This window comes from Corynebacterium sp. AOP36-E1-14 (genome assembly GCF_052377495.1).
Lineage (GTDB): Bacteria > Actinomycetota > Actinomycetes > Mycobacteriales > Mycobacteriaceae > Corynebacterium.
In genome coordinates, this window is sequence record NZ_JBQSWV010000001.1 from 54,521 (window position 1) to 74,099 (window position 19,579).

Genomic DNA, 19,579 nt, shown 5'->3' on the forward strand with positions numbered 1-19,579 from the left:
CGGTCAGCGCCCGTAGCGCCGTGCCGCCCACTCCACCGCGGAGGGGTTGAACAGCAACACCAGACCCACGATGCCCAGGGCCGCCGTCGGCAGTCCGAGTTCGGGGCGCCCCGAGGAGAACATGTAGACCGAGATCAGCACGAGGAGGAGCTGCAGCATCGCCACCGGGCCACGGCCCCAGCGGCGGCCGGTCGACAGGCACCAGCCGGCGGCCAGGACCACGCCGCCGAAGAAGCCGAACCACAGGGCCGTCCCCCAGCCGTAGCCGATCGACTCCGCACCCGCCCCGGCGAATTCGGCGGTCGTGTCCTCCTCACCGCTGACCGCGAGGGTCACGAGGTAGACGGCGAAGGCCAGACCCGCGGCGCCCTCCAGGATCCCCAGCCACCCGGCCCAGCGGACACTCGACGGCAGGACGAGTGCCCTACCTGCACCATCCGAACGTCCGACTCCACGATCATCTGCATTCCTGGGGCTCATAGGGGCAGATTCTACCGGGGACCTGCGATGGGGCGGCAACCGGCACACCACCGGAAACGGACCGAGCTGTCCGTTAACCCACCCTTACCTAAATAGGCAAATCGATCCGATGTGAGCTTAACCACAAATACCGCCGACCCCCTAGCGGACTCCGTTATGACGTGCCAATATTGCACATGTAACAGAGAGAGGGACACGAGGTTACGGACAGGTAAAGCACCGAACCCGGCCCGACCTCTCTGACCGACACAGCCTCTTCGTGGTCTCACTCTACCGTGACCCGGGGCACGTCACCGAATCCCACCGACGAACTCGACCCGTCCCACCGACGGCCGCGGGCACGACTGCCCACGTCCGGCCCTCGGAACGAACGGTCAGCCAAACTGCAGCAACACTGTTGAAGGAGAAGATCACCATGGACTGGCGCCACGAAGCCATCTGCCGTTCCGAAGACCCCGAGCTGTTCTTCCCGGTGGGCAACTCCGGCCCCGCCCTCGCCCAGATCGCCAAGGCGAAGCTGGTCTGCAACAAGTGCCCCGTCACCAACGCCTGCCTCGCGTGGGCCATCGAGTCCGGCCAGGACGCCGGCGTGTGGGGCGGCATGAGCGAGGACGAGCGCCGCGCCCTGAAGCGTCGCAACAACCGCGGCCGCGCCCGCACCCGCGTCGCGACCGCGTAGCACGCCGTCCCTGCGCACAGCTTCGGTAACCATGGGGGGGATTTCCCACCCGACGTGCTCCCCGGTATCCTGAAACGGTTATCAGTACTTTTCCACCGTCAACGAGGAGCCGACATGAGCAAGCGTGGCCGTAAGCGCAAGGATCGCCGCAAGAAGAAGGCGAACCACGGTAAGCGTCCGAACGCCTGACGTTCGCACCTACCGACGAGGCCCGACCCCGGGACAGAGATCCCGGGGCCGGGCCTTTTTGTGTGCCAGCCGATGGCGATGCACGACCGGAGAGGTACCAAGTTGGACCTGGGAGCGTTGAGTTGGCCGACTCAATGCTCCCAGGCCCAACCTGGTACCCGTCGCCGCCGGAGACAGGGGCAGAAATCGAGCGTGGGATGGTTGAACCCGGAGGTTCAAACATCCCACGCTCGATCTTTGCCCCTCGCAGCACCCCCCGGCGTCCCCCACCACCGCGGGCACCGCCCCTTAGTCGCGGTAGTGGATACGCACCGAGGTGGTCACCGACGACTGCAGCGAGGTCACGATCCTGCCCCGCAGTTCGCTCGGGGCCGGCTGCCCGCACCGCGAGCGCAGCAGCTCACGGACCTGCTGCTCGATGCCGAGGGCCTCGAGGCACGAGGGACAGTCGTCGACGTGCCGCTCCAGGCGCGCACGCGCATGCCGGTAGTGCTCGCCCTCGCAGTCACCGTTCTTCACGTCGATGTACTCGTAGAGCACCTCGATGAGCTCGTCGCATTCGCTTCTCCCGGAGGCACCGCACGGGTTGCCGCTCATGTTCCCAGGGTTGTCGGACATTCTTCGTCACACTCCTCAGTTCTTGCCCGCCGGATGCTTCGCCGCACCGATACCGTGCTCGTCGGCGACGTCCTTGAGTTTCGCGCGCAGCTGCCGTCGACCCCGGTGCAGCCGGCTCATGACCGTGCCGATCGGGGTGTCCATGATCTCGGCGATCTCCTTGTACGGCAGTTGTTCGACGTCCGCGTAGTACACGACCATGCGGTAGTCGTCCGACAGGGACATCAGGGCGTCCTGGATCCTCTTGTCGGGGATGCGGCGCAGGGCCTCGATCTCGGCGGACTGCAGGCCCGTCGAGTCGTGGGACGCCGAATCCGCCAGCTGCCAGTCGGTGACCTCCTCGTCGGAGGTCTCCTTGGGGCGCCGCTGCGTCTTGCGGTACTGGTTGATGTAGGTGTTGGTGAGGATGCGGTACATCCACGCCTTCAGGTTGGTGCCGGGCCGGTAGGAACCGAACGCCTGGAACGCCTTCATGTAGGCGTCCTGGACCAGGTCCTGGGCATCCGCGGGGTTACGGGTCATCCGCAACGCCGCACCGTAGAGCTGGTCCAGCAGTGGCAGCGCATCCTCCTCGAAGCGGGCGAGCAGTTGCTCGTCGCTGTCTCCGGTGCGCTTGACTGGGTTGTTCATGGGCTCCTTCCCGTTCACCCTGTCGGACACAACGCCGTCGGCGTCCGTCTTGTTCCCCTCCACTCTAGTGCTGCGCGATGAGTTCCGGCCCGTTCGCCGCCACGTTGCCGACGGCGCGGTCGGCCGCGCCTGTGCGCAGGACGCCCCGGACGTCGTCGGACGCCACGGTGGCGGCCAGTGCCCGCCGCTCGTCGTCGCCCCCGTCGCCCCCGTCGAGCCAGGCTGCGGTCTCGTCGGCGCCGAGCACGCGGGGCATCCGCTCGTGCAGCCAGGCGACCGGCTCGGCGGAGGCCGTGGTCACCATCGTGGCCTCCAGCGTCCCGTCCCCGCCCGGACGGCACAGCCCGGCGACGAGCAGCGGCGCGTCGCCACTCACGTAGTGGGGCTGCCGGTCCTTCCACTCGTACCAGCCGTCCATCACGAACAGGCACGGCTCGGAGCCGCGGAAGCTGGACTTGTCGAAGACGCTCTCCCCGCGGGCGTTGAACAGCACCAGCCCCTTCTTCCACGGTGCCCGGTAGCCCCAGGTCGCCGGCCCGAGTGTGGCGGCACCGGCGTAGCGGCGCACCACCCCCACGGTGTGGGTGGGTGCCACGTTCCAGCTCTGCGGCGGGAAACCGTCCGGGCCGACCAACCCGACCTGTTCGCCGAGCAGGCCGGACGTGGTCTCCAGCAGGGTCTCGGTGGTACTGAACATCACGTAACGTCCGCACATGACACCGAAACTACCTCCGCTCACCCACCTGCGCCCCGCGGCGTGGGATAATGGCGCCCATGACCGCCGAACTGTGGCCTGCTCCCGTGGCCTCCTCCCCCGTGTCCGCGACCGTGTCCGTCCCCGGGTCGAAGTCGATCACCAACCGCGCCCTCGTCCTCGCCGCGCTGGCGGACGCCCCCAGCGTGATAGGCGGGGCCCTGCGCAGCAGGGACACCGACCTGATGGCCGACGCCCTGCGCGCGATGGGTGCCTCGGTCACCGCCGACGGTGACACGTTCACCGTCGTCCCCGGCGGGCTGCACGGCGCCGAACTGGCGTGCGGCCTGGCGGGCACCGTCCTGCGTTTCCTGCCGCCGGTGGCGGCCCTGGCCGACGGCGAGGTGCTGTTCACCGCCGACGACGCCGCGCAGAAGCGTCCGATGGGCGCCACGCTGGAGTCCCTGGTGGCGCTGGGTGCGGACGTGACCGGGTCCGGCGACCCGGCACGTCCCCTGCCCTTCCGCGTCTCCGGACACGGCGGGCTGCGCGGCGGCGTGGTGGAGATCGACGCCTCGGCGTCCTCCCAGTTCGTCTCCGGGCTGCTGCTGTCCGGGGCGCGGTTCGACGAGGGGGTCACGGTGGTGCACACCGGCACGGCGATCCCAAGCCTGCCGCACGTGGAGATGACCGTGGAGATGCTGCGCGAGGCCGGGGTGCGGGTGGACACGGAGTTCAACCGCTGGACGGTGCACCCCGGGCCGGTGGCGGGACGGCACTGGGCGGTGGAGCCCGACCTGTCCAACGCCACACCGTTCCTGGCCGCCGCGGCCGTCACCGGCGGCACGGTGCGCATCCCGGACTGGCCGGCGACGACCTCCCAGCCCGGCGACCAGTTCCGGGTGATCCTGCAGGACATGGGCGTGGAGGTCGAGCACCACACGCACTCCGGTGTGCTGGAGGTCCGTGGCGACGCGGACACGCCGCTGCAGGGCATCAGCTGGGACCTGCACGACGTCGGCGAGCTCACCCCCACCGTCGCCGCACTGTGCGCGCTGGCGGAGGGCCGCAGCCACCTCTACGGCATCGCCCACCTGCGCGGGCACGAGACCGACCGGCTCGCCGCACTGCAACGCGAACTGTCCTCCCTGGGCTGCGGGGCCACCCAGACCGACGACGGCCTGGTCATCGACCCGCAGCCGTTGACCGGCGGGGTGTGGCACACCTACGCCGACCACCGCATGGCCACCGCCGGCGCGGTGCTCGGCCTGGTCACCGACGACGTGCTCGTGGAGGACATCGCCACCACCGCCAAGACACTGCCAGACTTCGACCTGCGCTGGACGCAGATGGTCGAGGGCTGAGCGCGACGATGGCACGTTCCAGCGGCAGGCGCCACTACGACGAGTCCGACATCCGCGTGCGCCCCGGCAAGGGCACCCGGCCGAGGACGAAGGACCGGCCCGACCACAAGGGTGCGCAGACCGGCATGGTCGTGACCCGTGACCGGGGACGCTGGGGGGTCGTCGTCGACGGGGCGTCGCCGGAGACCCCGCCGGCGATCTGCATGCGCGCCCGCGAGCTGGGACGCACCCCCGTGGTCGTCGGCGACCGGGTCGCCGTGGTCGGCGACACCTCCGGACGCGACGGGACGCTGGCCCGCATCGTCCGGCTGGAGGAGCGCTCCACGGTGCTGCGGCGCACCGCCGACGACACCGACCCCTATGAACGCATCGTGGTGGCCAACGCCGACCAGCTGCTCATCGTCACCGCGGTGGCGGACCCGCCGCCGCGCTCCGGGTTCGTGGAACGCGCGCTGATCGCCGCCTTCGTCGGCGGTCTGCGTCCGGTGCTGTGCCTGACCAAGACGGACCTGGCCGACCCCACGGCCTTCGCCGCCGAGTTCGAGGCGCTGGACGTGGAGGTCATCGTGGGCGGGGTCGACGACCCCCTGGACCCGGTGCTCGACGTGGTCACCGGGCACCTCACCGCCCTGATCGGTCATTCCGGGGTGGGTAAGTCCACCCTGGTCAACCGGATCGTGCCGGACGCCCGCCGCGAGACCGGTGTGGTCTCCGGCGTGGGCAAGGGACGCCACACCTCGACCCAGTCCGTGGCGCTGCGCATCCCCGGGGACACAGGGGACGCCGGGGACGCAGGCTGGATCGTGGACACCCCCGGCATCCGCAGCTTCGGCCTGGCCCACGTTGACCCCGACCAGGTCATCGGCGTGTTCGAGGACCTCGGCGCGGTCATCGAGGACTGCCCGCGCGGTTGCACACACGCCGGTCCGCCCGCCGACCCCGAGTGCGCGCTCGACACCCTGACCGGCGCGAGCGCCCGTCGTGTGGCCGCCGTACGCTCCCTGCTGACCGCGCTGCGCAGCAACAACGAGTGGGAGATGTGACTCGCCGACCTCCTACGGCCGGCCGAAGGACCTGCTGAACATCTGCCCGGACAGCACGAGCTCCTGGGCCGGGGCGAGCCGCTCGCTCTCGTAGGACGCCAGGGTGTCCGGCAGCGTGGCGGCGGTGGCGTCGGCCATGTGGCGGGCCAGCGCCGCGGCGTCGTCCAGGGACGTGGCGAACCCACGGCCGGTCATCGGCGTGGGCACGTGGGCGGCGTCGCCGAGGATCACCATCCGTCCGTTGCGCAGACGGTCCGGCACGTACTCGTTGATGGGGGTGCCGAGGAAGTCGGTGCGCGAGAGGCAGTCCTCGATCGCGGCACGCCACGGGTGCGGCCAGCGCAGACCGGCCTCGCGGACGAGGTCGGCGAGCACGTGCTGGTCGACGTCGTGCCCACGCAGGGTGTGGTGGGTGACGTTGCCGCGCACGGCGCCGGTCTCGCGGAGCACGTGGTTGCGCGAGTTGTCGTACCAGCCCCAGCCCAGGCGCCGCTCCCCCGGCTCGGTGGACCCCTCGGGGCTCGCCAGCGGGTAGCCCAGCAGCAGGTTGTCGCCGCTGTCGCGGATGTCGAGCCCGCCCGGCCACGGGCCCGTGTAGTCCAGGTCGCTCTCCTTGGCCACGCCGAGCCAGAGCACGTAGCCGGCGAACTCGGCGTCCGGACGGTCGGGCGCCACGGAGGCGCGCACCAGGCTCCGGTAGCCGTCGGCGCCGACGAGCAGGTCGCCGGTGTAGGTCTCGCCGTCGTCGGCGCGGGCCCACGCCCGTTCGCCCTCCTGGCCGACCTCCACCGCACGGGTGCGGTGGTGCATGTCCATGGTCGGCAGACCCTCGGCCACCTGGCAGAGTCCCTCGTAGAGGCCCTGCCAGGTGGCCGGGACCTCACCGTGGGCGCGTGCGTCGACCGGGCCCGCCATCCGCACGGCGGCACGCGCCTGCTCCGGCCCGAGGATCGACCTGAGGTCGTCCTCCCTGACCAGCAGGGACGCGCCGGAGGGGCGGATCCTGTCGGCCCGCTCCAGCATCGTCACGTGGTGGCCCTGGCGTGCCAGGGAGATCCCGGTCATCAGACCGGCCAGGGATCCGCCGACGACGACGATCTTCAGCGCCTCCCTGGCCTGCATCGCCCCTGTGTCCGCGTACTTACCGTGCTTGCGTAGCATCGCAGCCTCCTGCGCATTCGTGGTCTCGGCGACCTCCGCTGGCCGCAACCCCCTATTTTATCCCGGCCGGCGGTGACAGGCCCGTGGCCAGCACCGGCGGCTATGCCCCGCTATTTTTGTTTATTCAAAGTTGTGAAGTCTCAAAATTAGCGGTAGCGTGGCGGCATGCGCACAGACACGACAGCACCCTGGGCAGAGCAGGTGAGACAACTGGGCCTCCGGGCGACCCCGGGCCGGATCGCCTCCCTGCAGTACCTGCGGCAGCACCCGCACAGCACGGCGGCCCAGGTGCACGCCGGCATCCGCACGGAGCTCCCCTCGATCTCCATGCAGTCGGTCCACAACGTCGTCAACGATCTGAGCGCACGCGGTCTCCTGCGTCGCATCGACCTGCCCGGCTCGGGCGGCGCACGCTACGAGACCAACCTGGAGGACAACCACCACCACATGCAGTGCGTCGTGTGCGGACGGCTCGAGGACGTCGAGTGCGTCGTCGGCCACGCGCCCTGCCTGACCCCCGCCGAAGGCCACGGGATGCACACCGTGCTGTCGGCGGAGGTCACCTTCCGGGCCATCTGCATGGACTGCGCCCGCACGAACGACCCCGAGAACACCCACAACGAGAACACCCACTCCCCGATCCACACTCAGGAGAAGACCGATGACTGACCCGATTTCCGGTTGCCCCGTCGCCCACGGCGGACAGGACCCACAGGGCGGGCACGCCCCGCAGGAGGCCCAGGCCGAGCGTAACGAGGCCGACGGCGCCCGTCTGCCGCTCCCCACCGAGGGCAACGCCAACCAGAGCTGGTGGCCCAAGCGCCTCAACGTGCGCCTGCTGGCCCACAACCCGCAGGAGGTCCGGCCCACCGACGCCGGCTTCGACTACGCCGAGGCGTTCAAGCAGCTCGACCTCCCCGAGGTGAAGAAGGACATCGAGCACGTCCTGACCACCTCCGAGGACTGGTGGCCCGCCGACTTCGGGCACTACGGTCCGCTGATCATCCGCATGGCCTGGCACTCCGCCGGCACCTACCGCTCCCACGACGGACGCGGCGGTGGCGGCGCCGGTCAGCAGCGCTTCGCACCCCTGAACAGCTGGCCGGACAACGTGGGCCTGGACAAGGCCCGCCGCGTGCTGTGGCCCGTGAAGAAGAAGTACGGCCAGAACCTCTCCTGGGCCGACCTGATGATCCTCGCCGGCAACGTCGCCCTGGAGTCCATGGGCTTCGAGACCTTCGGCTACAGCGGTGGCCGCGAGGACGTGTGGGAGCCGGAGGACGTCTACTGGGGCTCCGAGACCGACTGGCTGGGCACCAACGCCCGCTACGGCGGCACCAACGAGACCACCCGTAAGCTGCAGAAGCCCTTCGGCGCCACCACCATGGGCCTGATCTACGTGAACCCGGAGGGTCCCGAGGGCCACCCGGACCCGGCCGCCGCGGCACACGACATCCGCGACACCTTCGGCCGCATGGGCATGGACGACGAGGAGACCGTGGCGCTCATCGCCGGCGGCCACACCTTCGGCAAGACCCACGGTGCCGCCCCCGACAACGAGGAGAACGTCGGCGCCGACCCCGAGGAGGCTCCGCTGGAGCGTCAGGGCCTGGGCTGGGAGAACCACAACGGCTCCGGCAAGGGCGACGACCAGATCACCTCCGGCCTGGAGGTCACCTGGACCTACCACCCGACCCGCTGGGACAACGAGTTCTTCCACATCCTGTTCGCCTACGAGTGGGAGCTCACCGAGGGCGAGGGCGGCCACTACCACTGGCGCCCCATCGACGGCGGCGGAGCCGACATGGTCCCCATGGCGCACTCCGACGGTCGCCGCGAGCCGCGCATGCTCACCACCGACATCGCGCTGCGCGTCGACCCGGCCTACGAGAAGGTCTCCCGCAAGTTCAAGGACGACCAGGCCGCGCTCAGCGACGCCTTCGCCCGCGCCTGGTTCAAGCTGACCCACCGCGACATGGGCCCGAAGTCCCGCTACATCGGCCCGGAGGTCCCCTCCGAGGACCTCATCTGGCAGGACCCGCTGCCCGAGGCCGAGGGTGAGGCCATCACCTCCTCCGACGCCGAGGCGATCAAGAAGAGCGTGCTGGACTCCGGACTCAGCGTCTCCCAGCTGGTGAAGACCACCTGGGCCGCCGCGTCCACCTTCCGTGGCACGGACTTCCGTGGCGGCGTCAACGGTGCCCGCATCCGCCTGGAGCCGCAGCGCAGCTGGGAGGCCAACGAGCCCCGTCAGCTCGCCGGTGTCCTGGAGGCCCCGGAGAAGATCCAGAAGGACTTCAACGAGGCCAACGCCCCGCGCCACCTGTCCCTGGCCGACCTGATCGTGCTCGCCGGCAACGCCGCCGTCGAGAAGGCCGCCGCGGACGCCGGTGCGGAGATCACCGTGCCCTTCCACGCGGGCCGCGTCGACGCCTCGCAGGAGCAGACCGACGAGCACAACTTCAGCTTCCTGGAGCCCCTGGCCGACGGTTTCCGCAACTACCAGAGCGCCGACCTGGACATCCCCGCCGAGCACCTGCTCGTCGACAAGGCCGACCTGCTGGGCCTGACCGCCCCGCAGATGACCGCCCTCGTCGGTGGCCTGCGCGTCCTCGGTGCGACCTTCGGTGACACCGACCACGGTGTGCTCACCGACCGTCCCGGCGTGCTCAGCACCGACTTCTTCGTCAACCTGCTGAAGCTGGGCAACGACTGGGTCGCCACCGACGCCGACTCCACCGTCTTCGCCTGCACCGACGCCTCCACGGGCGAGCAGAAGTGGACCGGCACCCGCGCCGACCTGGTGTTCGCCTCGAACTCCGAGCTGCGCGCCCAGGCCGAGGTCTACGCCAGCGACGACGCGAAGGAGAAGTTCGTCAAGGACTTCGTCGCCGCCTGGACGAAGGTCACCGAGGCCGACCGCTTCGACCTGCACCGCTAGTCCGACCTGAGTTAGAGACAGACGAGACAAACGAAAGAAGGCCCGTCCGTTCCGGAAAATTCCGGAAGGGCGGGCCTTCCCCGTGCGCCAGGGGCGAGACAGGCGCTACATCAGGTCGACGAGGACCCCGAGCTCGCGGGCGTCGTACCAGCTCATCAGGTTGTCCTCGCAGTCGCCGAGGGTGATCTCTGCGTCCTCGTCACCCAGGTCGGCGGCGTCGACGATCTCGATGGCCGCGGCCGTCGCCGGCTCATTGCCCTCGTCGTCGACGTGGATGGCGGCGAGCTGCTCCACCGACACCAGTGACGGGTCCAACCGGACCACGGACTCACCCTTGTCCGGCTCCGGGGACGCCGCGGCGTCCTCCAGGTCGACCGAGACAACGACGCGACGGTGCGGGAAACGCTCCTCGTCGCCGATGCCGAGCAGACGCAGGGAGGCGCGGGCGGCCTCCAGGAACGCCGCGTAGGACATCTCCTCGTCGTCGCCGGCGGTGTAGTACTCGCGCAGGGCCGGGGTCAGGGCGAAGGCGACGCCGGAGCGCACGGGCATCTGCCCGTCGCGGGCGAGGCCGCCGAGCATGTCGAAGGTCGCGGGGATGAAGACGCGCATCCTAGTAGGTCCCTTCCAGTCCGAGCAGCCCGGAGATCTCCACGATCGCCCGGTCGAACTGCTGGTAGTACACACCGATCAGACCGGACTCCACCGCGCCCTTGACGTTGAGGATCGAGTCGTCGACGAGGATGCAGTCGCTGACGTCGACCTCGAGACGGTCGGCGGTGATCATGAAGATCTCCGGGTCGGGCTTGTCCACGCCGACCTCACCGGACAGCACGACGGTGTCGACGTAACCGGCCTCCTGCCACGTGCGGATCGGGTCCGCACAGGGGCCACCGGGGTCGTTGGAGAGGATCGCCGTTCCGAAACCCGCGTCCTTGGCCGCGGTGAGGACCTTCCGCCACCGGCGGCGGTCCTCCTCCGCTCCGTCGAGGACGCCACAGTAGTCCACAATCAATGCTCGCATACCTCACATTGTGCCACGCCGGGCGCTATCATCGTCGAGCATGGGGGCTCTACCGGGGAACACCGACGCGACGACACCGCCGACACACGGCAGGAGGGCCTACGTCCCCGTGCCCGGGTTGGTGTATCTGCGCCGTCCGGGCCGTCACGCGGTGCCGGTCACGCAGGACGCACCGGCGTCTGAGGCGGCACCGGTGCAGGACGCCGCGTCGCGGCGTCCCGGTTCCGCCGTCAACGCACGGGTCGCCATGCTCGTGGGCGTCTGGCTCGAGGTCGTCGACGGTCGCCGACCGGTCTCCGCGCTACGTAAGGGACCGTTCTCCCCGCGGGTCACCGAGGACCTGCGGGGGAGGATGCGCCAGGCACTCCCCGCTGCGGCACGGGTGTCTGGGGCGTCCGGTGCACCGTCCTCCCCCGCCGTGCCCTCACGTGTGCTGAGCGTGCACCTTCCCCCGACGCACCCCGAGCGCCTCACCTTCACCGCCAGCGTCCTGCACCACGAACGGGTGCGCGCCGTCGTCGGCCACCTGGCCCGCTACGAGGGCAGGTGGCGCGTCGAGACCGTCACGATGGTCTGACCCTGAGGAACTAGCCGCCGATGATGGTCTTCGGCACCGACTTCTGCTGCTCCTGCTCCTGGGAGGTGCGGGTGTCGGCCGGGTCGTCCACGTTCAACGGTCCCTCGGCCTGCTCCGGCTCCTTGGACTTGAGCTGCTTGCGCACCAGGAAGAGCTGACGGATCGTCTCCTCCTTGATGCCGTCGTTCATCCGGCCGAACATGTCGCCGCCCTCGCGCTGGTACTCGACCAGCGGGTCGCGCTGGGCCATGGCGCGCAGCCCGATGCCCTCCTTGAGGTAGTCCATCTCGTAGAGGTGCTCGCGCCACTTCTGGTCCACCACGTTGAGCACCACGCCGCGTTCCATGCCGCGCATCTGCTCGTCGCCGCCGACGGAGGTGACGGACGCCTCCAGCTCGTCGTACAGCTTGTGGGCGTCCTCCTGCAGTGCGCGCAGCAGCTGCGAGGCGGTGAGCTCGCCGGCCGAACCGTACTCCGTGCCGTCGATCAGCTCGGTGGAGGTCACCGACGGACCGTAGAGGGAGTCCAGCGCGGTCCACAGCTCGTCGAGGTCCCAGTCCTCCACGTAGCCCTCGGCGGTCGCGCCGTCGACGTAGGCGGCGAGGGTGTCGTCCATCATGGTGCGCACGTTGGAGGCGATGTCCTCGCCCTCCAGGATCTGGCGGCGCTCACGGTAGATGACCTTGCGCTGCTCGTTGAGGACCTCGTCGTACTTCAGGACGTTCTTGCGCATCTCGAAGTTGGAGTTCTCCACCTGCGACTGCGCGCCCTTGATGGCGTTGGTGACCATCTTCGAGTCGATCGGCATGTCGTCCGGCACGTTCAGCCGGGTCATGAGGTTCTCCATGGTCTGGCCCACGAAGCGGGTCATCAGGTCGTCGCGCATCGACAGGTAGAACCGGGTCTCGCCCGGGTCACCCTGGCGGGCCGAACGGCCACGCAGCTGGTTGTCGATACGACGCGACTCGTGGCGCTCGGTGGCCAGCACGTAAAGACCGCCGACCTCGGAGACCTTCTCGGCCTCCTCCTTCGACTTGGCACGGGCCTTGACGATCTCCTCGTCCCAGGCCTCCTGGTAGGCCTCCGGGTCCTCGACCGGGTCCAGACCGCGCTCACGCAGGGTGAGGTCGCAGATGATGTCCGGGTTACCGCCGAGCACGATGTCGGTACCACGACCGGCCATGTTCGTCGCCACGGTCACGGCCTTGAGCCGACCCGCCTGGGCGACGAACTCCGCCTCCTTCTCGTGCTGCTTGGCGTTGAGCACGTTGTGGCGGATGTGCCGGGCCTGCAGCAGCTTCGACAGGTACTCCGAACGCTCCACCGAGGTGGTGCCGACCAGCACCGGCTGGCCCTTCTCGACACGCTCGGCGATGTCGTCGGCCACGGCCTCGAACTTCGCCTCCTGCGTCTTGTACACCAGGTCGATGTTGTCGTGACGCTGGTTGGGCTTGTTCGTGGGGATCGCCGCCACGTCCAGCTTGTAGATCGACTTCAGCTCCGCGGCCTCGGTCTCGGCCGTACCGGTCATGCCGGCCAGCTTGTCGTACAGGCGGAAGTAGTTCTGCAGGGTCACCGTGGCCAGGGTCTGGTTCTCGTTCTTGATCTCCACACCCTCCTTCGCCTCGATGGCCTGGTGCATGCCCTCGTTGTACCGGCGGCCGTCGAGGATGCGGCCGGTGAACTCGTCGACGATGACGACCTCACCCTTACGCACGATGTAGTCCTTGTCGCGGGTGAACAGCTCCTTGGCCTTGATGGCGTTGTTCAGGTAGCTGACCAGCTGCGAGTGTTCCGGGGAGTAGAGGTTGTCGATGCCGAGCTGGTCCTCGACGAACTCCACACCCTCCTCCTTGACGCCCACGGTCTTCTTCTTCGGGTCGACCTCGTAGTGGATGTCCAGCGTCATCTTCGGCACGATCCGGGCGAAGGCGGTGAACCACTGCGAGGAACCCGACACCGGACCGGAGATGATCAGCGGGGTACGTGCCTCGTCGATGAGGATCGAGTCGACCTCGTCCACGATGGCGTAGTTGTGGCCACGCTGCACCAGGTCGTCCAGCGAGTGCGCCATGTTGTCGCGCAGGTAGTCGAAGCCGAACTCGTTGTTCGTGCCGTAGGTGACGTCCGCGGCGTAGGCCTTGCGACGGTCCGTCGGACGCTTGCCCGACAGGATCACGTCGGTGTCCAGGCCGAGGAACCGGTGGACACGGCCCATCCACTCCGAGTCACGACGGGCGAGGTAGTCGTTCACGGTGACCACGTGCACGCCCTTGCCGGACAGCCCGTTGAGGTAGGCGGGGAGGACACAGGTCAGGGTCTTGCCCTCACCGGTCTTCATCTCGGCGACGTAGCCCCAGTGCAGGGCCGCACCACCCATGACCTGGACCTTGAAGTGCTTCTGGCCCAGCACCCGCCAGGACGCCTCGCGCGCGGTGGCGAAGGCATCCAGCAGGATGTCGTCGAGGCTCTCACCCTTCTCGAGCCGGGCGCGGAACTCAGCGGTCTTACCCTGCAGTTCCTCGTCCGTGAGGGCGGCGTACTCGTCCTCCTTGGCGATGACCTGGTCGGCGACCGCGGACAGTCGCTTGACGGCGCGGCCTTCACCGAGGCGGAGAATCTTCGAAAGTCCTAGCACGTGCTGCTCGTCCCTTACCTTGTGTTGCACCTGTGGGGTCTTGCCTGAGGCACTCGCACGGCATTTTTGCCCGGGCGCGGTGACGCACCCTGCGAGATCAGTCTTTCAGTCTACCTCCGACACCCTGTCTTGCACAGTGCTCCCGTCCGGCGCCCCGGTCACGGGGACGAACGACGGCGGGCACCGCCGGGGTGGAGAACCACCCCGACGGTGCCCGCCGCGTAGGACGTCCCGCTACTCCTGCGGCCCGTCACTGAGGGCGATCAGACCGTAGTCGTAGGCCCGACGACGGTAGACCACCGACGGACGACCCGTCTCCTCGTTGACGAAGAGGTAGAAGTCGTGTCCCACGAGCTCCATCTCGCTGAGCGCGTCGTCCACGCTGATCGGGGTGGCAGGGTGCTCCTTCTCACGCACGACCCGACCGGGCTGGAACTGCTCGGCGTACGGGTCCTCGTCGAACTGGCCCGGGTTGGTGGCGGCCTCGCGCTCCGCCTCCTGGACCAGGTCCGCCGTCGCCTCGCCCACGGAGACCGGTGCACGGTGGCCGGACCGGGCGATCTTGCGGCGGGCCTTGACCTTGCGCAGGGACCTCTCCATCTTGGCGATGGCGGCGTCCAACGCGGCGTAGAACGAGTCCTCCTTCGCCTCCGCACGGGCGATGTGGCCCTTGCCGGAGGCGGTGATCTGGATGCGGTCGGACTCGTCGGTACGACGCGGGTTGCGCTCGTGCTGGAGCTCCACATGGAAGTACGTGAGAGTCGGGTCGAGCCGTTCCACCTTGGCGAGCTTGGCGTTCACCCGCTCGGCGAAGTGCTCAGGGATCTCCACGTTACGGCCGGTGATCTCCACCTGTGCCTCCGGAGCAGCACCCTCTGCCGTGATGTCCTGCTGGTTCTGGACGGTCATACTCATCCTCCCGGTCTCCGAGCCGCCTGCCACCGGTGAACCGGATTGTCCACCGAGCACATTCCTGGCGACATCTTCCCTCCCGATAGTACCGACGATCCGGGGCTCGCGGTGGGCCGTGGGGGCAGCTACGGGGGCAGCGGCTGGACAGCTACGGGGACACCCCCACCTCACGCCTGCGCAAGCACCACCGCCACCGCGGGAACCACCCCGCGGGCGGCCAGCGCGGTGGCGAAACGTGCCACCGTTGCCCCGGTGGTCGTGACGTCGTCGACGATGCACGCGACCGCCCCGGGTGTCCTGAGCAGACGCCCCGCGCGCCGCACGGCGACGTCGTCGATGTGCAGGTTGGACGCGATGTTCGCCTGCCGCTCACCACGTCCCAGCCCCACCGAGTCGCGGGTGCCGGACGCCAGCGTCGCCGTGGCCACGACGTGGGTCCCCCCGCCCAGGTCGCGTGCGGCGACGACGGCGGACCGTTCGACGACGCACCCGCCGCGGTCACGCGCCGCCCGGCGCGTCGTCGGTGCCGGCAGCAGCACCACCGGCGCGAGACGTGGATCGGTGACCAGCCCCCGTGCGACCAGGTGCCGGACGGTGCCGGCGAGCACCGCACCCGCCACCTGCACCGCCTCCGGGCGCAGGTGCTCCTTGGCCGCCAGGACGACCCCGCGGTACGCCCCACCGTAGGGGCCTGCGGCGAAGACCGGCGGCGAGGCCGTGTCCGCCACCCGCGTCGGCTCACCGCGCAACTGCAGCGCGCAGACCCGGCACAACGCCACCCCGGCCACCGCCCGGGGCGTCCCCGCCCTGCCGCAGGCCAGGCAGTCCTCCCGCCACACCAGGCCGGTGAGCTCCCCCAGCAGTTCCCCCATACGCCCCCTACTTCGTCAGGACCGGGACGGCGCGGGCACCCTGCAGCGCCGGCACCTCGCGCCAGAACCTGGCCTCGGAGTCCCCGACGTCGAGCTGCAGCATCGCCCGCGAGTCCAGGATGTACTGGATGCGTCCGGCCGACCCCACCGCCACGACCGGCGCGGTGATGTTCCGGCTCGACAACGGCGTCGCCTCGGACCCGTCGACGGTGACGACCCACACCGGGGCGTCGTTGGCGCGGGTGCCGACCAGCAGCGTCCCGTCCTCGCGCCAGTCCACCGACAGGGCGGTGTCGCCGACGCGCTGACCGACCTCCATCGGCGTGCCGAGCACGATCTCCCCGTCCTCGTCGTGCTGCAGCACGGCGACGAACAGACGGCCGTTGATCAGCATCGCCGTCCGGGTCCCGTCACGCGAGACGGTGAACACGCTGATGCGCGGGTCGTTGATGTCGAGGGCGTCCAGTGAGGAGGTGTCCACCGTGGACTCGTCCATCTGGATGCCCGAGCCGCTGGGCACCAGCCGGTGGACGCGGCGGCCGTCGGCGACCACGTAGAGACTCTGCGAGTCGCCGCTCCACGACGGACGCGACAGCGAGCGCGCGGACATCACCGTGACCGGGTCGCCGCCCACGTCGCCGACGAGCAGCGAGCGCTCACCGTCGCCGCGGCCGCTGACCGCCGCGATGCGTCCGTCCGTCCGGCACGTCGCCGCGGACTCCAGCTCGCCGGAGGACGTCCACCCCGGCAACGTCTCACCGGAGTCGCCGTCGACCTCCACCAGGGCGCCGTCGCGCAGGGCGCGCAGCGGCTCGTCGACCGTCGCCTCCGGGTCGAAGTCCGAGACGTCGGACAGCGTCCACTCCTCCCGGCCGTCGTCGGTGATCGACATACCGTCGGCGAGGATCCGGTACGGACCGCGCACGTCGGACTTCGCCAGCGTCCAGACCAGCTGGGCGGCGAGGACCTCCCGGTCGTCGACGGAGAGGTCCGTGATGCCGGTGACGTCCACGGTGAACGTCCCGTCCTCCTCCACGGCGGCCTGGATACCGTTACCCGAGGGGAACGCCGTCTCCACGGCGTTCTGCAGCTGGTTGCGCGGCCCGCCGGCCAGCAGGGACACCAGGGAGAAGCCGATGTTCTCCTGACGGTTGTAGATCCACCGCCGGTCCGGGACCAGGAAACGCTTCGTGGGGTCGAGGTAGTAGAGGTCGTGGGCCTGGTACGCGCCGACGAAGTCGCTGCGGTCCAGCACCACCCCGTCCGGCAGGTCGGAGAGCCGCCAACCGGTGTCGCCGCGCTCCAGCGTCACCTCCTCCTCGTACGGGCTGTTCTCCGGCTGGTACACGCCGCCGGAACCCAGCCGCCCGACCACGGTGCCCCGCACCACGTAGGTCACCTCGTCGCCGGAGACCCCGCCGGTGGCGTTGAGGTCCAGGCGGTCGAGGATCAGCGTGGAGGTGCTGTCCTCCCAGCCGTCCGCCGCGGAGGCCGTGAGGAACTCCTTGGCCGCCTGCCGGTTGTTCGCCTGGTAGGTCGAGGCGAGGTAGAAGTCCCGCAGCAGCAGGTCCGGCGGCTGCTCCTCCGAGGGGGTGGGCAGGTTGCTGGCGTCCGGCGCCGAGACGTAGGACGACACCGCCTCCGGTGTCGACTCCCCCGGCAACGTCGTGCACGCCACCAGCCCGCCGGCCAACGCCGCCGTGCCCAGCAGCGCCACCACCTGGCGCACCGCGTCAGTTCTTCGCATCGTCTTCACCGTCATCACCTGACTCCTCACCGTCGGGGCCGAACGCCGAGTCCATGTCCTCCGCCTCCTGCAGGGCCGTACGAAGCTCCTCCTCGGTCAGCCCCTCGAAGGCGCTGAGGTCCACGTCCGAGGACCCCACCGAGCCCGCCGTCACGTCGACCGAGTCGAAACGGTCCGCCGGGGCCGGTTCCTCCTGCTCCACCTCGGGAGCCGCGCCGGGAGCAGCGTCGGACGCCACGTCCACGACCCCGGCTTCTCCGGCCTCTGCGGCAACGTCCGTCACCACCATCTCGGTGACCTCCAGCGGCAGCGGCGAGGTGCGGACCTCCTGGCCGGGACGGCGCGGCAAGGTCAGCCGGAAGCAGGCACCCACACCCAGCTCGCCGGTCGCCTCCAGGCGTCCGCCGTTCAGCTGGGCGTCCTCCTTCGCGATCGCCAGCCCCAGGCCGGTACCGCCGGTCTTGCGCTCACGCGAGGGGTCGGAGCGCCAGAACCGGTTGAACACCAGGTCCGCCTCGCCGGGCTTCAGCCCCATCCCGTGGTCCACCACCGTCACCGCCAACGACTCCGCACCGACCCGCATCGTGACACGCACCGGACGTCCCTCGCTGTGGTCGATGGCGTTGGCCAGCAGGTTACGCAGGATACGTTCGACCCGTCGGGAGTCGACCTCCTCCATCACCGGCTCGTCCGGCAGGTCCAGCTGGATCTCGCTGCCGACCTCCTCGGCCAGGGCACGCAGCTGCCCCATCGTGGACTTCACCACGCCACGGACGTCGATGAGCTCACGCGACAGGTTCGCCACACCGGCGTCGTGCCGGGAGATCTCCAGCAGGTCACCGAGCAGCATCTCGAACCGGTCCAGTTCGGCGTTCATCAGCTCCGAGGCCCGCCGGGTCACCGGGTCGAGGTCCTCCGAGTTCGCGTGGATCAGGTCCGCGGCCATACGCACCGTGGTCAACGGGGTGCGCAGCTCGTGTGAGACGTCCGAGGTGAACTGCTGCTGCAGCGAACCGAACTCCTCGAGCTGGCGGATCTGGTACGACAGGTTCTCCGCCATCTCGTTGAAGCTGATCGCCAGACGCGCCACCTCGTCCTGCCCGTCGACCGCCATACGCTCACGCATGTGGCCGGCGGCGAAACGCTCGGCGATGCGCGAGGCGGTGCGCACCGGCACCGTGAGCTGCTGGGAGAACACCCAGGCGATGACCACGAGCAGCACCATGAGCACCACGGCACCGGCGAGCAGGAGCCCGCGCATCAGCGCCATGGTGGACTCCTCGTTGTCCAGCGGCATCACCAGGTACAGCTCCAGGCCCTGGATGTCCGACTCCACCGGGGACCCGATGACCAGGGCCTTGAAGGAGCCGCCGGAACCGTCCACGGTGGTGTACTGCACCGAGACCTGCCCCTGACGCACGAAGTCACGCAGGCTCTCCGGCACCGGGTTGACCTCCGGGCTGGAGATGTCCCCGCCGGTCAGGTCCGAGGCGATGATCACCGGCTCGTAGACCGTGCCGGTGGAGCCCTGCTCCGAGTCCGCGGTGCGGTCACTCAGCGCGGCGCGGGCGTTGTTGATCCTCAACTGCGGCGACGACGCCGAGTCGGTGTTGCGGATCTGCTCCTCGACGATGCTGCGGGCCCGGTCGATCTCGTCGGTGGCGGCGTTGTACTTGGCGTCCAGCAGCTGCTGGCCGACGAAACTGGTCAGCACGAAACCCAACGCCATGATCACCAGCAACGACGAGGCGAAGACACTGCCGATCACCCGCAGCTGGATGGAGGTGCGCCAGCGCTGGGCTAGCTTCTCGGAGAACTTGCGGGCGAACTGCACCGGGCGGCGCAGGAAGATGCGCATCGCCTCGACCACGCCGATGTCGCCGAGCTCGCCGCGAGGCGCACGACGCGGGTCGGCCTCACCGTCGCCGCCCTGGCGGTCGGAGCGGCCGCGGCCGCGGCGTCCGTCCCCGTCCTTCGCGACGGGCAGGACGTCGCGACCCAGGCGGCCGG

The 19,579-nt window shown here is 69.6% G+C and carries 19 protein-coding genes; 7 read left to right on the forward strand and 12 right to left on the reverse strand.

Annotation, left to right across the window (positions count from 1 at the left end):
- Positions 1-3: 3 nt before the first annotated feature.
- Positions 4-480, reverse strand: coding sequence for a hypothetical protein (locus ACT3TD_RS00210; RefSeq protein WP_301444285.1), 477 nt, complete (start codon positions 478-480; stop codon positions 4-6).
- Between the two features lie 415 nt (positions 481-895).
- Between ACT3TD_RS00210 and ACT3TD_RS00215 the strand changes: the two genes are divergently transcribed.
- Together ACT3TD_RS00215 and ACT3TD_RS00220 are read left to right on the forward strand one after the other, a co-directional pair.
- Positions 896-1,159 carry a WhiB family transcriptional regulator gene (locus ACT3TD_RS00215; protein WP_038546744.1) on the forward strand — a complete coding sequence of 88 codons (264 nt, stop codon included), beginning with the start codon at positions 896-898 and terminating at the stop codon, positions 1,157-1,159.
- Between the two features lie 114 nt (positions 1,160-1,273).
- Positions 1,274-1,348 (forward strand): 50S ribosomal protein bL37, encoded by a 75-nt coding sequence (locus ACT3TD_RS00220; protein WP_431832944.1) that lies wholly within the window; start codon positions 1,274-1,276, stop codon positions 1,346-1,348.
- Between the two features lie 288 nt (positions 1,349-1,636).
- On the opposite strand, the gene rsrA is transcribed toward ACT3TD_RS00220, so the two are convergent.
- The 3 genes from rsrA to ACT3TD_RS00235 form a co-directional block, all read right to left on the reverse strand.
- Complete coding sequence (gene rsrA / locus ACT3TD_RS00225) at positions 1,637-1,966, reverse strand: mycothiol system anti-sigma-R factor (protein ID WP_441579234.1); 330 nt, start codon at positions 1,964-1,966, stop codon at positions 1,637-1,639.
- A 15-nt stretch (positions 1,967-1,981) separates the two neighbouring features.
- A complete protein-coding gene (locus ACT3TD_RS00230) occupies positions 1,982-2,596 on the reverse strand; it encodes a sigma-70 family RNA polymerase sigma factor (protein ID WP_441579235.1) in 615 nt (204 codons plus the stop codon).
- A 64-nt stretch (positions 2,597-2,660) separates the two neighbouring features.
- Positions 2,661-3,311 (reverse strand): SOS response-associated peptidase, encoded by a 651-nt coding sequence (locus ACT3TD_RS00235; protein ID WP_444614725.1) that lies wholly within the window; start codon positions 3,309-3,311, stop codon positions 2,661-2,663.
- Positions 3,312-3,361: 50 nt separating this feature from the next.
- Between ACT3TD_RS00235 and aroA the strand changes: the two genes are divergently transcribed.
- Positions 3,362-4,654 carry a 3-phosphoshikimate 1-carboxyvinyltransferase gene (gene aroA, locus ACT3TD_RS00240; RefSeq protein WP_441579237.1) on the forward strand — a complete coding sequence of 431 codons (1,293 nt, stop codon included), beginning with the start codon at positions 3,362-3,364 and terminating at the stop codon, positions 4,652-4,654.
- 8 nt (positions 4,655-4,662) lie between these two features.
- Positions 4,663-5,697, forward strand: coding sequence for a ribosome small subunit-dependent GTPase A (rsgA, locus tag ACT3TD_RS00245; protein WP_301443430.1), 1,035 nt, complete (start codon positions 4,663-4,665; stop codon positions 5,695-5,697).
- Between the two features lie 12 nt (positions 5,698-5,709).
- On the opposite strand, the gene ACT3TD_RS00250 is transcribed toward rsgA, so the two are convergent.
- Positions 5,710-6,858, reverse strand: coding sequence for an FAD-dependent monooxygenase (locus ACT3TD_RS00250; protein ID WP_441579238.1), 1,149 nt, complete (start codon positions 6,856-6,858; stop codon positions 5,710-5,712).
- A 165-nt stretch (positions 6,859-7,023) separates the two neighbouring features.
- On the opposite strand from ACT3TD_RS00250, the gene ACT3TD_RS00255 reads away from it, so the two are divergent.
- A complete protein-coding gene (locus tag ACT3TD_RS00255; RefSeq protein ID WP_301443432.1) occupies positions 7,024-7,527 on the forward strand; it encodes a Fur family transcriptional regulator in 504 nt (167 codons plus the stop codon).
- The gene (katG, locus tag ACT3TD_RS00260; protein ID WP_444637931.1) at positions 7,520-9,799 is read left to right on the forward strand and encodes a catalase/peroxidase HPI; all 2,280 of its coding nucleotides are present in this window, start codon (positions 7,520-7,522) and stop codon (positions 9,797-9,799) included. The genes ACT3TD_RS00255 and katG overlap by 8 nt, the downstream gene beginning before the upstream one ends.
- Before the next feature lie 105 nt (positions 9,800-9,904).
- On the opposite strand, the gene ACT3TD_RS00265 is transcribed toward katG, so the two are convergent.
- The gene (locus tag ACT3TD_RS00265) at positions 9,905-10,411 is read right to left on the reverse strand and encodes a DUF6912 family protein (RefSeq protein WP_301443950.1); all 507 of its coding nucleotides are present in this window, start codon (positions 10,409-10,411) and stop codon (positions 9,905-9,907) included.
- 1 nt (position 10,412) lies between these two features.
- The gene (locus ACT3TD_RS00270; RefSeq protein ID WP_444614727.1) at positions 10,413-10,823 is read right to left on the reverse strand and encodes an HAD family hydrolase; all 411 of its coding nucleotides are present in this window, start codon (positions 10,821-10,823) and stop codon (positions 10,413-10,415) included.
- Positions 10,824-10,863: 40 nt separating this feature from the next.
- Here ACT3TD_RS00270 and ACT3TD_RS00275 point away from each other — a divergent pair, with 40 nt between their 5' ends.
- Positions 10,864-11,400 (forward strand): Rv3235 family protein, encoded by a 537-nt coding sequence (locus tag ACT3TD_RS00275; RefSeq protein WP_441579240.1) that lies wholly within the window; start codon positions 10,864-10,866, stop codon positions 11,398-11,400.
- A 10-nt stretch (positions 11,401-11,410) separates the two neighbouring features.
- Here ACT3TD_RS00275 and secA read toward each other — a convergent pair whose 3' ends face one another.
- From secA to mtrB, 5 genes are all read right to left on the reverse strand, one after another.
- Positions 11,411-14,038, reverse strand: coding sequence for a preprotein translocase subunit SecA (gene secA, locus ACT3TD_RS00280; RefSeq protein WP_444614728.1), 2,628 nt, complete (start codon positions 14,036-14,038; stop codon positions 11,411-11,413).
- Between the two features lie 234 nt (positions 14,039-14,272).
- On the reverse strand, positions 14,273-14,947 hold the full coding sequence (gene hpf, locus ACT3TD_RS00285) for a ribosome hibernation-promoting factor, HPF/YfiA family (protein WP_301444048.1): 675 nt from the start codon (positions 14,945-14,947) through the stop codon (positions 14,273-14,275).
- 170 nt (positions 14,948-15,117) lie between these two features.
- Positions 15,118-15,822, reverse strand: a complete 705-nt coding sequence (locus tag ACT3TD_RS00290) for a ComF family protein (RefSeq protein ID WP_444614729.1) — start codon at positions 15,820-15,822, stop codon at positions 15,118-15,120.
- Positions 15,823-15,829: 7 nt separating this feature from the next.
- Positions 15,830-17,569: an MtrAB system accessory lipoprotein LpqB gene (gene lpqB / locus ACT3TD_RS00295; RefSeq protein ID WP_444614730.1), complete on the reverse strand. Its 1,740-nt coding sequence runs from the start codon at positions 17,567-17,569 to the stop codon at positions 15,830-15,832.
- A complete protein-coding gene (gene mtrB, locus ACT3TD_RS00300) occupies positions 17,556-19,427 on the reverse strand; it encodes an MtrAB system histidine kinase MtrB (protein ID WP_444614748.1) in 1,872 nt (623 codons plus the stop codon). The genes lpqB and mtrB overlap by 14 nt, the downstream gene beginning before the upstream one ends.
- Between the last annotated feature and the right edge of the window lie 152 nt (positions 19,428-19,579).